The organism is Nocardioides ferulae, from assembly GCF_003660455.1.
GTDB classification, from domain to species: domain Bacteria; phylum Actinomycetota; class Actinomycetes; order Propionibacteriales; family Nocardioidaceae; genus Nocardioides; species Nocardioides ferulae.
In genome coordinates this window covers 412,808-426,151 of sequence record NZ_QZVR01000001.1, presented here as the reverse complement: position 1 = coordinate 426,151, position 13,344 = coordinate 412,808, and the positions used below count along the sequence as shown (strand labels likewise).

Annotated in this window: 11 protein-coding genes; 6 read left to right on the top strand and 5 right to left on the bottom strand. The window is 70.7% G+C overall.

The features are described 5' to 3' along the window. Positions 1-12 precede the first annotated feature (12 nt). Complete coding sequence (locus D6B71_RS02035) at positions 13-2,085, bottom strand: acyltransferase family protein (RefSeq protein ID WP_121251471.1); 2,073 nt, start codon at positions 2,083-2,085, stop codon at positions 13-15. A gap of 68 nt (positions 2,086-2,153) precedes the next feature. On the opposite strand from D6B71_RS02035, the gene D6B71_RS02030 reads away from it, so the two are divergent. Beyond that, a complete protein-coding gene (locus tag D6B71_RS02030; protein ID WP_121251469.1) occupies positions 2,154-2,816 on the top strand; it encodes an HAD family hydrolase in 663 nt (220 codons plus the stop codon). Positions 2,817-2,913: 97 nt separating this feature from the next. Here the strand turns inward: D6B71_RS02030 and D6B71_RS02025 are convergent, their stop codons facing one another. Beyond that, positions 2,914-4,440, bottom strand: coding sequence for a YfcC family protein (locus tag D6B71_RS02025; protein WP_121251467.1), 1,527 nt, complete (start codon positions 4,438-4,440; stop codon positions 2,914-2,916). A gap of 171 nt (positions 4,441-4,611) precedes the next feature. Between D6B71_RS02025 and D6B71_RS02020 the strand changes: the two genes are divergently transcribed. Genes D6B71_RS02020 through arcC form a run of 3 tightly spaced genes read left to right on the top strand, consistent with a single transcriptional unit; the run spans position 4,612 to position 7,799 of the window. Continuing rightward, positions 4,612-5,838 carry an arginine deiminase gene (locus D6B71_RS02020; RefSeq protein WP_121251465.1) on the top strand — a complete coding sequence of 409 codons (1,227 nt, stop codon included), beginning with the start codon at positions 4,612-4,614 and terminating at the stop codon, positions 5,836-5,838. Positions 5,839-5,842: 4 nt separating this feature from the next. Then, the gene (gene argF / locus D6B71_RS02015) at positions 5,843-6,844 is read left to right on the top strand and encodes an ornithine carbamoyltransferase (protein ID WP_121251463.1); all 1,002 of its coding nucleotides are present in this window, start codon (positions 5,843-5,845) and stop codon (positions 6,842-6,844) included. A 1-nt stretch (position 6,845) separates the two neighbouring features. After that, complete coding sequence (arcC, locus tag D6B71_RS02010) at positions 6,846-7,799, top strand: carbamate kinase (protein WP_121251461.1); 954 nt, start codon at positions 6,846-6,848, stop codon at positions 7,797-7,799. Positions 7,800-7,877: 78 nt separating this feature from the next. Here the strand turns inward: arcC and D6B71_RS02005 are convergent, their stop codons facing one another. The 3 genes from D6B71_RS02005 to D6B71_RS01995 all read right to left on the bottom strand — a co-directional run bounded on the left by D6B71_RS02005 (position 7,878) and on the right by D6B71_RS01995 (position 11,092). Beyond that, positions 7,878-8,387: a universal stress protein gene (locus tag D6B71_RS02005; RefSeq protein WP_121251459.1), complete on the bottom strand. Its 510-nt coding sequence runs from the start codon at positions 8,385-8,387 to the stop codon at positions 7,878-7,880. Between the two features lie 126 nt (positions 8,388-8,513). Then, a complete protein-coding gene (locus tag D6B71_RS02000) occupies positions 8,514-10,283 on the bottom strand; it encodes a sensor histidine kinase (RefSeq protein WP_240640946.1) in 1,770 nt (589 codons plus the stop codon). Positions 10,284-10,417: 134 nt separating this feature from the next. Further along, on the bottom strand, positions 10,418-11,092 hold the full coding sequence (locus D6B71_RS01995) for a response regulator (RefSeq protein WP_121251457.1): 675 nt from the start codon (positions 11,090-11,092) through the stop codon (positions 10,418-10,420). 239 nt (positions 11,093-11,331) lie between these two features. On the opposite strand from D6B71_RS01995, the gene D6B71_RS01990 reads away from it, so the two are divergent. Beyond that, a complete protein-coding gene (locus D6B71_RS01990) occupies positions 11,332-11,928 on the top strand; it encodes a CBS domain-containing protein (RefSeq protein WP_121251455.1) in 597 nt (198 codons plus the stop codon). 271 nt (positions 11,929-12,199) lie between these two features. Next, positions 12,200-13,186 carry an Acg family FMN-binding oxidoreductase gene (locus D6B71_RS01985; RefSeq protein ID WP_121251453.1) on the top strand — a complete coding sequence of 329 codons (987 nt, stop codon included), beginning with the start codon at positions 12,200-12,202 and terminating at the stop codon, positions 13,184-13,186. Positions 13,187-13,344 lie beyond the last annotated feature (158 nt).

Here is a 13,344-nt window from a genome sequence, read left to right as displayed (position 1 = left end):
GCTCAACCTGGATCAGCCGAACGCCCCGGCCTTTCGCAACGTTCGCCAGAGATGGTCACGTCGCGCGTGGGCGTACGTGGCCGTCACATGTGCCTGGTCGGCCCACACGATCTCGCCGTCGACGACCGGCGCGGCCACCGGGAAGTCCGGGAACAGAGCCTGGTTCAGATCCACGGAGTGCACCCCGTCCAGGTCAGCCGCGAGGGAGTCGAAGAAGCCGTTGCTGACCGCCGGCTCGCTGGGCATCGCGACCACGCACTCGACCAGCCGCTCCGCCTCCGCGAGGCACTCGAGCGGATCCCAGCTCTCGGCCATGGCGATCTGCTTCACCAGAACGGCCTCGGCCCCGGCCGCTCGGACCTTCTCGACCGTATCCCTGGTCGCGCGGAGCGTGGCCCGCTCCAACGACTGTTCGCGGCTGTCACGTCGGGTCACGTGGCGCGCCCAGTCCTGACCGTCACGCGGACGCGCGATCAACACCACGACATCGGGGTCCAGCTCGGGAAGGACCTCGTCGTACCACCCGACCCGGGCCCGCTCGCACTGAGCCTGCAGGGTCTCGCCGAACTTGGCGTTGCGCAGTCCCTCCTGCCACGGGCACGACGCGACGACGTTCATCGACAGCGTCCAGTCGTGTTCCTCGGCCAACGCCTCGAACGCCTCCGAGAGCATCATGGCGTGGCTGTCGCCGACCACCACGACATGGCGGCCCGCCCCTCGGGCCACCACGCAGTCGCGCACGTCGTCGCGGGTGCACTTCACGGAGAAGCCGGTGTCTTCCTCGACGGCCTTCCAGTCGACGTTCTTCGGCGGGCGCTCACGCTGGAGCCGCGCCCGGACCCCGCCGGCCCCGGCACGCCCGGTGCGCTGCCGCTCGGCCTCGTCGGCAACCAGGGTGGCGTCGACCTCCGAGGCCGTCTGCCGGCTGGCCGCGAGCACCGGCCGGCGGTCGCTCTCGAGGATCCTCGGGACGACGACCGCGGCGGCGACCAGGCAGCCGGCCACGCCGACGGCGACGACCGGCCAGGCGAAGGCGTCCAGCCGCCGGGCCCGGCGGACCGGAAGCTCGACCAGCTCGTTCGAGGCCGCGGCGAGCGCCGTGGCGAGCACGGCCACGAGCACCGCCAGCACCTCCGGCCGGACCACGAGGATCTGGGCCAGCACCAACACCAGCGGCCAGTGCCACAGGTAGGTCGCGTAGGTGATCTTGCCCAGATAGACCGGTAGTGGCCGGGCGAGCAACCGGCCCAGTGGCTGCCGCTCGGCAGCCATCAGCCCGGCGATCATCGCCAGGATCGCGGCGGTGGCGACGAACCCACGAGCGGACTGCGACACGGTCACCAGCGACGTGGGGGTGAGCGCGAGGAAGACGACGAGCCCGCCGCTGGCCAGGGCGACCGCCCAGGGGCGGGGGATCGACCGTCCGGTGGCGGCCAGACGCCGGAAGGCCAGGGCCAGCAGTGCCCCGGCGAGCAGCTGGTAGGCCCGGGCGTCGGTGCCGTAGTAGGCGTGGATCGGGTCGACGAACCCCCAGTACGTCTGCGCGGCCACCGACAGGACGAACAGCCCGGCCAGGCCAGCGGGCAGGGCCCAGCGGCGTCCGGTCCGCACCAGCAGCAGCACCACGAGGGGGAACAGGATGTAGAACTGCTCCTCGATCGACAGCGTCCAGTAGTGCAGGAACGGGCTGGGATCGTCACCGACCGCGAAGTAGTCCTCGGCCTCGGCGATGTAGCCCCAGTTCGCGACGTAGAGCAGCGCGGCCTGTGCGTCGCCGACGACCGCGGCGCGGCGCACCGCGGACGCGACCAGCAGGAACACCAGACTGGTGCCCACGATGGCGACCAGGGCGGCCGGCAGCAACCGGCGCACCCGTCGGGCGTAGAAGCGGCGCAGGCTGAGCCGGCCGGTGCGTTCGAGCTCCTCGAGGATCACCTGGGTGACCAGGAAGCCCGACAGGACGAAGAAGAGGTCGACTGCGACGAACGAGCCGCGCAGCCAGGGAACGCCGGCGTGGAACAGCACGATGAGGTACATCGAGAGCATCCGCAGGCCGTCGAGCGAGGGCCGGTAGGTCCACGTCATGTGAGGCGAGTCTAGGCCTCGCCCGCCGGGAGCTCAGATCCCGGCCCTCACCGGCCGAAGAGAACGGCATGGACGCGGTGCTGTTCGACTTCGACGGGACCCTCGTGGACTCCGCCCCGGTCTGGCTCGCCGCACGGCAGTGGCTGGCCCGCCGGATCCAGATCCCCTGGGCCGACGAGCTGGCCACCGTCGGCATGTGCGGGAGCCAGCGCGACGCCGTCGAGGCCTTCGTCGCCGCGTCGGGGCGCTCCGTGGCCGACGAGCAGCCCTGGGTGGACCGGCTGACGCGGGAGTACGTCGTCGCGGCGTGCGAGCTGCTGCGTGAGCACGGTCCCCGGCTGGTGCTACCCGGCGTCCGGGAGCTGCTCGTCGAGCTCAGCGAACGCGGCGTACCGACCGCCCTGGTCTCCGCGTCGACCCGAGCGTTCGTCGAGACCGGGGCCGCGGTCCTGGCCGACCTGGGTCTGCCCCCCTTCGAGCTCGTGCTGGCCAGCGACGACGTGACCGTCGCCAAGCCCGACCCCGAATGCTATCTGCGGGCCGCCGCCGCGCTCGCGGTCGAACCGGGGCGCTGCCTGGTCGTCGAGGACTCCTGGCACGGCGCCCGGGCCGGCTGGGCCGCCGGCTGCTCGGTCGCTCTGGTGGGCCCGCACGGCACCGGGGCGCCGGTGCCCCCGCCCGGCCGCTTCTCCGACATGCACGCGGTGGCCGGCCTCCTGTTCGCCGCCTGACGCCGCCGCGATCGACACGACGCAGCGCGAAGGGCCCGAGCCGATCGGCTCGGGCCCCTCGCCCGCTTCGTCCGTCGGTGGACGTCTCCGGATGCCCTTAGAGGGCCGAGCCCACCGCGATGAACGCGGTGCAGAGCACCAGCAGGATGCCCACCAGCGGCAGCACGAACTTCAGGTACTGGTCGTAGCGGACCTTGGCCAGGGCCAGGCCACCCATCACGACCGCCGAGGTCGGGGTGATCAGGTTGATGATGCCGGAGGCCGACTGGAACGCGGTGACGACCATCGCCCGCTCGACGCCGGCGAAGTCCGCCAGCGGCGCCAGGATCGGCATCGCCAGAGCCGCGTGACCCGACGTCGACGGCACCAGGAACGCCAGCGGCAGGTTGATCAGGAACATGACCGCGCCGAACACCCCGGACGAGGTGTCGTTGACGATGCTCTCCATCGAGTTGAGGATCGTGTCGGTGATCTCCGCGTTGTTCATGATCACGGTGACGCCACGCGCCAGGACGATGATCAGGCCGACGCCGATGAAGTCGCCCGCACCCTTGACCAGGGTGTCGGTCATGCCCTTCTCCCCCAGTCCGCCGATCAGGCCGACGACGAGCGACATGACCAGGAACAGGGCGGCGAGCTCGGGGAAGTACCAGTCGAGCTGCCATCCGTAGGACGCCGCGTCAGGGCCGTTGATGACCTGCGCCCACGGGACGATCGCGTAGATCATGAACGCGAACGTGACGCCGACGATGGACAGCACGGTCTTCTCGCGGCCGGTGAGGGCCTGCACGTCGCGCAGCCCCTGCAGCTTCAGCTCGTCGTCACCCTCGACGTGTCCGACCATCGAGCGGCTCGGGTCGGCCTTCACCTTGCGGGCGTAGCGGGTGACCCACCAGATGCCGACCGGGACCAGCACCAGGTACATCAGGAACCGGAAGGCGATGCCGTCGCCGATCGAGATGTCGGAGGCGCCGGAGGCGACGCCGGTGGCGAACGGGTTCACGGTGGAGGCCAGCACGCCGATGCCGGCGCCGACCAGGATCGTGGCCGCGGCGACCATGCGGTCGTAGCCGAGGGCCAGCATCAGCGGGATCACCAGAGCGTAGAAGCCCAGGGTCTCCTCGGCCATCCCCTCGGTGGTGCCGCCGATCGAGAACAGCACCATCAGGACCACGATCAGCATCGTGCCCTTGGCGCTCATCCGGTGGGCGATACGGGCGATGCCGTTGTCGATCGCGCCGGTCTGCATCGACATCGTGATGAAGATGCCGATCGCGATGACGAACATGAACACGCCGGCTGCGCCGTAGAGGTCACCGGTCTCGTAGGGGCCGATGAAGCCGGTCTCGCCGCTCATCACACCGTAGAGGCCGTTGATCGGCGACAGGAACAGGTCCATGACCCGGTCGCCGAACGACATCGCGCTGTCGGTTCCCTCGTAGCTGCCCGGGATCGGGCGACCTGACTCTGCGTCGGTCTGGTAGCTGCCGGTGGGGATGATGAAGGCCAGGAGCCAGACGCCGATGGTGACGGCGAACAGCACCGAGAAGGCGCTCGGGAACCGGAAGCCCTTCTTCTCGCTCTTCCGAGCCGCGGGTCTCGCGGCTGCTTGGTGGTTGGCCATGGGTGGTTGCCTCTTTCACGTTGGTGTCACAGCGGGCCGATCCCAAGGAACCATCTGGCGCTCCCCTGGCAGATGTGCCAATGGGCACCTGGTCAGAGGACTTTCTCCCCCTGCTTCTATACCGCGCGCGCGAGGCACACTGAGGTCACCTAGAGAAAGGCGGAACATGACATGACCACCCTTCATGTCGACTCCGAGGTCGGCCGTCTGCGACAGGCGATCCTGCACAGGCCCGACCTCGAGCTGAAGAGACTGACCCCGACGAACAAGGACGAGTTCCTCTTCGACGACGTCTTGTGGGTCAAGCGGGCCAAGCAGGAACACGATGCCTTCGCAGAGACCCTGCGGGACCTCGGCGTCCAGGTCCACCTCCTCGACGAGCTGCTCCGCGACACCGTGGCGATCCCCGAGGCACGCAAGCACATCCTCACCGAGTCGCTCGACGAGCGCGTCTACGGCCCGATGGCCATGGACGCCCTCTACGAGCTGTTCGCCAACATGGACGACGCCGAGCTGACCGAGTTCCTCATCGGCGGCATGACCAAGCGTGAGCTGCTCGAGTACATCGAGGAGCCGCCGTCCGTCGTCGTGCACGCCCTCGGCCTCGACGACCTGCTGCTTCCGCCGTTGCCCAACCACCTGTTCACGCGGGACACCTCCGCGTGGGTCTTCGACGGCGTGTCGATCAACTCGATGCGCAAGCGCGCCCGGATGCGCGAGACGATCCACTACGAGGCGATCTACCGCTGGCACCCCTACTTCACCGGCACCGAGTTCAACGTCTGGGGAGACGGCTCCGCCAACGGCTACGCCACCACCGAAGGCGGTGACATCCTGGTCCTCGGCCGCGGCGCGGTCCTGGTCGGGATGAGCGAGCGCACCACCCCCGCGGGTGTCGAGCGCCTCGCCCGCCGGCTCTTCGCCTCCGGCAGCGCCACCAAGATCGTGGCCCTGTCGATGCCGCAGAAGCGCGCCTTCATGCACCTCGACACCGTGATGACGATGGTCAACGAGGACACCTTCACCAAGTACGTCGGCCTCGGCATGCTGCCGTCGTACACGATCGAGCCCAACGGCAGCGAGTACGAGCTGAAGGTCACCGCCCACGCGCCCGAGCAGATGCACCAGGCCATCGCGGACGCACTCGGCATCGACCACATCAACGTGCTCACACCCACCCAGGACGTGCACGCCGCCGAGCGCGAGCAGTGGGACGACGGCAACAACGTGCTGGCGGTCAGCCCCGGCGTGGTCGTGGCCTACGAGCGCAACGTCACCTCCAACACCTTCCTGCGGAAGAATGGCATCGAGGTCGTCACCATCCAGGGCAACGAGCTCGGACGCGGCCGCGGCGGCCCGCGCTGCATGAGCTGCCCCATCGAGCGGGAAGGGATCTAGAGCCGTGGCGTTCAACCTGCGCAACCGCAGCTTCGTCAAGGAGGTCGACTTCACCCCCCAGGAGTGGAAGTTCCTGCTCGACCTCTCCGCGGACCTGAAGTCCGCCAAGTACGCCGGCATCGAGCGGCCCCGCCTGAGCGGCAAGAACATCGCCCTCATCTTCGAGAAGACCTCGACCCGGACGCGCTGCGCGTTCGAGGTCGCGGCCTACGACCAGGGCGCCCAGGTGACCTACCTCGACCCGAGCGGCTCGCAGATCGGCCACAAGGAGTCGATGGCCGACACCGCCCGCGTCCTCGGCCGGATGTACGACGGCATCGAGTACCGCGGCTCGGCCCAGACCAACGTCGAAACCCTGGCCGAGTACGCCGGCGTCCCGGTGTGGAACGGCCTGACCGACGAGTGGCACCCGACCCAGATGCTGTGCGACATGCTCACGATGCGCGAGCACAGCGGCAAGCGCGACGAGGACATCGCCTTCGCCTACCTCGGCGACGCTCGCAACAACGTCGGCAACTCGCTGCTCATCTCGGGCGCGATGATGGGCATGGACGTGCGGATCGTGGCTCCCAAGGAGCTGTGGAACGACGAGCAGGTCATCGCCCAGGCCCGGGAGATCGCCGACCGCACCGGTGCGCGCATCACCCACACCGAGTCGGTCGCCGACGGGGTCGCGGGCGTGGACTTCCTCTACACCGACGTGTGGGTCTCGATGGGTGAGCCCAAGGAGGTCTGGGACCAGCGCATCGAGCAGCTCAAGCCCTACCAGGTCAACATGGACGTCGTGAAGGCGACCGGCAACCCGCAGGTCAAGTTCATGCACTGCCTCCCCGCCTTCCACGACCGCAACACCAAGGTCGGCGAGGACATCTTCCAGAAGACCGGCATGGAGTCGCTCGAGGTCACCGACGAGGTCTTCGAGTCGCCGCACTCGATCGTCTTCGACCAGGCCGAGAACCGGATGCACACGATCAAGGCCGTGCTCGTGGCCACGCTGGGCGCCTGAGATGCGGATCGTCGTCGCCCTCGGCGGCAACGCCCTGCTCGAACGCGGGCAGAAGCCGGACGCCGAGGTGCAGGAGGCGAACGTCGACCGCGCGGTCAAGGCGTTGGCACCACTGGCCGAGAAGCACCAGCTGGTGATCACCCACGGCAACGGGCCGCAGGTGGGGGTGCTGGCGCTGCAGAGCGCCTCGGACCCCAACCTGACCACGCCGTACCCCTTCGACGTGCTCGGGGCACAGACCCAGGGGATGATCGGCTACTGGCTGCTGCAGTCGCTGCAGAACGCGATCCCGGGCAGCCAGGTCGCGGCCATCGTCAACCAGACCCTCGTGGAGGCCAGTGACCCGGCCTTCGACAACCCCACCAAGTTCGTGGGCGAGGTCTATGACGAGGAGACCGCGAAGCGGCTGGCCGCCGAGCGCGGTTGGGTGGTCAAGCCCGACGGGCAGCACTGGCGTCGGGTGGTGGGTTCGCCGGTCCCCCGACGGGTCGTCGAGACGCGCCTGATCCGGCAGCTCCTCAACCTCGGCGCGATCGTGGTCTGCGCCGGCGGCGGTGGGGTGCCGGTCATCCGCAACGAGGACGGACACCTCGAGGGCGTCGAGGCGGTGGTCGACAAGGACATGACCGCCTCGGTGCTCGCCGAGACGCTCGAGGCGGACGCGCTGCTGGTGCTCACCGACGTCCCGCAGGTCGTGCGGGGCTTCGGGACACCGGACGCGGAGCCGATCCCGCGGGCCACCCCCGCCGCGCTGCGCCGGGAGGACTTCCCGGCCGGCTCCATGGGGCCGAAGGTGGAGGCGGTGTGCCGGTTCGTCGAGCTCACGGGCGACATGGCCGCGATCGGCCGCCTCGAGGACGCGCTGGCGATCCTCGAGGGCAAGGCCGGCACGATCGTCACCCCCGGTGGCGACTACGGCGGTCCGGGCGACCTGAGCCCGCGGCACGAAGGCTGATCAGGATCCACGAGGCCGGTCCCGCAGGGGGCCGGCCTCGTGGCATGCCGAGGACCGGACCGGCAGCCTCGTCCCGGCTCAGTCGGGCATCTCCACCAGGACGTCGTGGGCGGCCTCGTCGCCGTGCGCCGCGCCCGAGTCCGTCTCGGCCTGCCAGCCCTCGGGCACCGAGACCACCGGGGCGTGTGCTCGGGCCACCAGGCCGTGGGTCACCGAGGCGGAGATCAGCCGCTCCAGCGGTCGGTGCGAGCGGCGCTGCAGCACGACCATCGAGGCCCGTGCCGACATCTCCGCCAGCGTGCGGACCACCGGCCCGAACACGAGCTCGGTGGTGACCGGCAGCTCCGCGGGCAGCTGGTGTTCCAGGCGACGCGCGGCGTCGGCCAGCACCCGGTAGCCGGTGTTGGAGAGCTGGTCGTCGGTGATCCGGACCTCACCGGCCGCATCGCCGACCAGCTTCGACACCACGTGCACCAGATGCACGCCGCAGCCACGGCGGCCCGCCTCCTGGGCCGCGAATGCGGTCGCGGCCACCGCGTCGTTCGGGCCGAGCGCCACGAGGATCTTGCGGGGCTTGGTGGTCAGCATGGCGAGCTCCTCTCCCGTCGCCTCTCCTCCCACGATCCCGCGGCAAGGCCCGGACCAACAGGGACTTTCGGCCCGTGCGGACAGCCTGTACCGGCGGCCGCGGTCGAGCCGCAGAGGTCGCGCCGGTCAGGACAGCGGAACAGCCCAGCGGACGACGGTGCCCTCGCCGGTGCCCGACTCCACCTCGCAGTGCCCACCGAGTGCCTCGGCGCGGCGCCGCATGTTGCGCAGGCCGCTCTCGGCGACCTCCTCGGGGATGCCCCGCCCGTCGTCGGCGACGGTCAGGACGACCTCGTCGTCGACCGAGAGCTCCACCTCGACGGTGTCGGCCTCCGCGTGGCGCGACGCGTTCGACAGCGCCTCACCGAGCACGGCCAGGATGTCGGGGGCCACGGCGGGGCTGATCCGGCTCCGGACCGGGCCCTCGAACCGCAGGCTCGGCCGGAACTTCAAGGTGCCGGCAGCGCGGTCCACCATGCGGGTGACCTCGGCCTGGATGTCGGCCGCGTGGTCCATCGAGCCCAGCGCGAAGATCGTTCGCCGGATGTCCTTGATCGTCGCGTCGAGGTCGTCGACCGCGGCGGTCAGCCGCTGTCCGACCTCCTCGACCTGCACGTGCCGCACCGCCCCCTGCAGCGAGAGGCCCACGGCGAAGAGCCGCTGGATCACCAGGTCGTGGAGGTCGCGGCCGATCCGGTCGCGGTCCTCGAAGACCGCGAGCCGCTGTTGGTCCTCGCGGGCGCGCGCGACCTGCAACGCCAGGGCGGCCTGCTCGGCGAAGCTCGCCGGCAGGCTCGCGTCGACCGCGTGGAACGAGTCGACCCGATCGGGTGTCCAGGCCAGGGCGAGGACGCCCTCGGTGCCCGAGGCGTTGCGCAGCGGGACCACGATCGCCGGCCCGAGCTCGGGGCCGTCCCAGCCGCTGTCGAGCAGCCCGCTGGCCAGGCGCTCCACCGAGATCGGGGTGCCGGTGCGGATCACCCCGCGCACCTGGGACCCGTCGAGGGGGATCTGCCGACCGCGACGCAGGTCGGCGGTCGTCCCGGCCACGACCTGTACCTCGAGATCGCCCTCGGGAGCGCCGGTCATGATCCACGCGACGTCGGCTCCGGCCACCTCGCGTGCCCGGTCCGCCACCGCCTGCAGCGCCTCGTGCCCGGCGGCGGAGCCGGAGAGCAGGCCGGTGATCTCGGCCGTGGCGGCCAACCAGCGCTCACGCCTGGCCGCCTCCTCGTAGAGCCGGGCGTTCTCGATCGCGACGCCGGCGGCCGCAGCGAGGGCCACCACGATCCGCTCGTCCTCGGCGGTGAAGTCGCCGCCACCCAGCTTCTCGGTGAGGTAGAGGTTGCCGAAGACCTTGTCGCGGGTGCGCACGGGCACCCCCAGGAACGAGCTCATCGGCGGGTGATTGGCCGGGAACCCGACCGAGGCGGGGTGCTCGGCGATGTCGTGCAGACGGAGCGGCTCGGGTCGGTCGATGATGAGCCCGAGCAGGCCGAAACCGTGCGGAAGGTCGCCGATGTCGAGGACCTTCTCGGTGGTGATGCCGTGGTGGATGAAGGTGCGAAGCCGGCGCTGCGGCCCCACGCCGAGGACGCCGAGCGCGGCGTACTTCGCGCCGGCGAGGTCGGTGGCGATCTCCACGATCCGGGCCAGGAGGCCGTCGAGGGAGAGGTCGGCGGCCATCGTCACCACGGCCTCGAGCAGGAGCTCCCAGCGCTGGCGCTCGTCGAGCACCCCGTGGACCCGGTTGAGCACCTCGCGCAGCAACGCGTCGAAGTCGGTCTCGGCCAGCGTCTGCTCGCTCTCGGACCCAGGCCCGGTCACCGAGTGCGATCGCACCAGGGGGTCGGCCTGCTCGGCCGGGCCGTCGGCCCGCCTCGGGGGCATGCTCATCCTTCGACTCCTCGTCGTCCGCCCGGGGGCATCGCGGACGACCATGACGCTAGCAACTCAGGCACCCGTCCGGGACCAAAGTCCCGGGTCAGACGTCCCACCGTAGGCCCACTGTCGGTGAGCGGCCCCGGGCGTCAGTCTTTCAGGTGCTTGTTCGCGAAGATGGCGGCCTGGGTGCGGGACTCCAAGTTGAGCTTGGAGAGCATCGAGGAGACGTAGTTCTTCACGGTCTTCTCGGCCAGGAACAGCGTCTCGGCGATCTGCCGGTTGGTCATGCCCTGCCCGATCAGCTCCAGGATCTTGTGCTCCTGGGAGGTCAGCTGCTTCAGCGAGGGGTCGACCTTGGGGCCGCTGCGCAGTCGCTCGAGCACCTGGGCGGTGACCGCCGGGTCGAGCATCGACTGGCCGGCGGCGACCCGGCGCACCGTGTCGATGAAGTCGTTGCCCCGCACCTGCTTGAGGATGTAGCCCGCCGCTCCCGCCATGATCGCCGAGAACAGCGCCTCGTCGTCGTCGTAGGAGGTGAGGATCAGCGCGGCGATCTTGGGATCGCGCGAGCGCACCTCACGGCACACGTCGATGCCGGAGCCGTCGGGGAGCCGGCCGTCGAGGATCGCGACGTCGGGGCGCAGGGCGGGGATCCGCCTCGCGGCCTCCTCCGCGAGACCCGACTCACCGATCACGGTGATGTCGCCCTCGCTCTCGAGCAGCTCCTTGATGCCCCGGCGCACGATCTCGTGGTCGTCGAGGAGGAACACGCGGATCGGTCCGGTCGCGCCCTCGGCCTCTGCGGGTCCCTGGTCTGACATGGGCACCAAGGTACCCGGTCCGCGCCCGTGCGGCGGCAACGACTCGGCCCTTCCGCGTCGAGGGCGGGCCCCCGCCCGGCCGGCGCCGGTCGCCCGCCCCGCCGAGACGCTGCCGCTCGCGCGTGCGCCGCCCGGTACCCGGCCTGCGCGACGCGGGACTTTCGTCCCTGCCCCCGGACCAGCCTCAGGCCGCACGCTGACCCCAAGAGCTACTGGGGCCGTCGAGGAGGAGAGCCACCATGCTGGTGCAGGACGTGATGACACCGCATCCGGTAACCGTGCGCACCGGGACGACGATCAAGCAGGCGCTCACGCTCATGGCGCGCTACCGCGTGACCTCGCTCCCGGTCGTCAACGGCGCCGGCCGGATCCAGGGCGTGGTCAGCGAAGCGGACCTGATCCGCGACTCGGTCGCGCCGGATGCACGCTCGGCCGCCCCCGGAGCCGATGCCGACGTCGACTCGATCACCCCGCCGCGCGTCGTCGACGAGGTGCTCACCCGGCACGCCGTCACGGTGGAACCGCACACCGACCTCGCCGTGGCCGTCGACGTGATGACCTCCACGAGCGTGAAGAGCCTGCCGGTCGTCGACCGCCACGAGCGGGTGCTCGGCATGGTCAGCCGCAGCGACGTCGTCCAACTGCTGGCGCGGGCCGACAGCACGCTGGAGCACGAGATCGACCAGCTCCTCAACCAGCTCGGCCACGCCGACTGGCTCGTCGAGGTCCGCGAGGGGGTCGTCGAGGTCAACGGCCCTGCCTCCCACGAGGACCGCTCGCTCGCCCAGGTCGCGGTCAGCACCGTCCCCGGCGTCGTCGGGGTCCGCATCACCTGACCGGTCGCGCCGCCACCCGCGCCTCGGCGATGGCGACGCCGTCGCGGCCGGGGACCTCCACCGCGCGGCGCGGCACGGTCATCTGGGCTCCCGGCCGCTGGCGCCATTGGTCACCCGGCCAACAGGACGTACGGCCCTTGGGCGACACGCCGCCGGGAGCGACCGTGGACGTGACCAGGCACTGCACAGACACCGCACAGGCAGATCCGACCAGGCAGATGTGACCAGGCGGTCCGGCTCCGGCCGGACGCACATTCAGCGAAGGAAACCGATGAACGTCCAGTCGATGCCCGTCGAGCACGTGCTCACCGAGCAGGCTCGCCGCGTGGTCGAGCTCGCCTGCCTGGCCCCGAGCATCCACAACACCCAGCCCTGGCTGTGGCGGATCGACGGTGACCGCCTGACGCTGCGTGCCGACCGCAGCCGGCAACTGCCGGTCGCCGACCCGCAGGGCCGGAACCTGATGATCAGCTGCGGGACCGCGCTGCACCACGTCCAGGTCGCCGCGGCCGGACTGGGCCTGGCGGCCGAGGTGACCCGGCTCCCCGACCCGGACGACGAGGACCTGCTGGCTGTCATCGATCTCTCGCCCGGCCACCGGACGCCCGCGGCCGTGGATCGGCTCGCCGCCCTGGAGCAGCGCTGCACCGATCGCCGCCGGTTCACCTCGTGGCCGGTGCCCGTCGAGCGGCTCGACCGTCTCGCCGCAGCGGGCGAGGACTGGGGCGCCGAGGTGCTCCCGCTGACCGATGTGACCTCGCGGTTCCGCGTCGAGCTCCTGGTCAGCCGGGCGATGACCCGGCAGGAGGCCGACGAGCGCTACGCCGCCGAGGAGGGCCTGTGGATCGACCACAGCCGCGAGGACGGCATCCCCTCCGGTGCGGTCCCCCGGGTCGACTACTACCCCCGCAACCGACGGGCGCGCTTCGGCCACGGTCTCTACCCCGACGCCCACCAGGAGTTGGTCGAGAGCTCCGACGGACTGCTCGCGATCTGCACCGGATCCGACACCCCGCTGGCGTGGCTGCGTGCCGGGGAGACGCTCAGCGCCGTCTGGCTGCAGGCGACCTACGACGGACTGTCGGTGGTGCCGCTGAGCCAGGTGATCGAGGTCGAGGAGACCCGGCTCGCCCTCTACCACGAGGTCTTCCGCAGCATGAACGCCCCGCAGATCCTGGTCCGCATCGGGTGGCAGGCGATCGGCAGGAGCACCCTGCCACGCACCCCGCGGCGACCGGTCGACAGCGTCTTGGCCTGACCCGGGACGCCCTCACCAAGGCGCGTCCCACCTGCGTTCCCGGGGGCGCTGTGAGCGACACCACGACGGCGCCGGGTTCGCCCGGGCCGAAGGTCCCGGCCCGCGGGACGTTGGTCCTGCGGGCTTCGGGTCGGCGGACCGTGCCCGCCCTCCGCGAA

Bases quoted from the DNA above. Each gene is read 5' to 3' on its own strand.
- D6B71_RS01985 (WP_121251453.1), top strand. From the start codon at position 12,200: ATGAACGTCCAGTCGATGCCCGTCGAGCACGTGCTCACCGAGCAGGCT.
- D6B71_RS02025 (WP_121251467.1), bottom strand. From the start codon at position 4,440: ATGGCCAACCACCAAGCAGCCGCGAGACCCGCGGCTCGGAAGAGCGAG.
- arcC (WP_121251461.1), top strand. From the start codon at position 6,846: ATGCGGATCGTCGTCGCCCTCGGCGGCAACGCCCTGCTCGAACGCGGG.
- D6B71_RS02005 (WP_121251459.1), bottom strand. From the start codon at position 8,387: ATGCTGACCACCAAGCCCCGCAAGATCCTCGTGGCGCTCGGCCCGAAC.
- D6B71_RS01995 (WP_121251457.1), bottom strand. From the start codon at position 11,092: ATGTCAGACCAGGGACCCGCAGAGGCCGAGGGCGCGACCGGACCGATC.
- D6B71_RS02035 (WP_121251471.1), bottom strand. From the start codon at position 2,085: ATGACGTGGACCTACCGGCCCTCGCTCGACGGCCTGCGGATGCTCTCG.
- D6B71_RS01990 (WP_121251455.1), top strand. From the start codon at position 11,332: ATGCTGGTGCAGGACGTGATGACACCGCATCCGGTAACCGTGCGCACC.
- D6B71_RS02000 (WP_240640946.1), bottom strand. From the start codon at position 10,283: ATGAGCATGCCCCCGAGGCGGGCCGACGGCCCGGCCGAGCAGGCCGAC.
- D6B71_RS02030 (WP_121251469.1), top strand. From the start codon at position 2,154: ATGGACGCGGTGCTGTTCGACTTCGACGGGACCCTCGTGGACTCCGCC.
- D6B71_RS02020 (WP_121251465.1), top strand. From the start codon at position 4,612: ATGACCACCCTTCATGTCGACTCCGAGGTCGGCCGTCTGCGACAGGCG.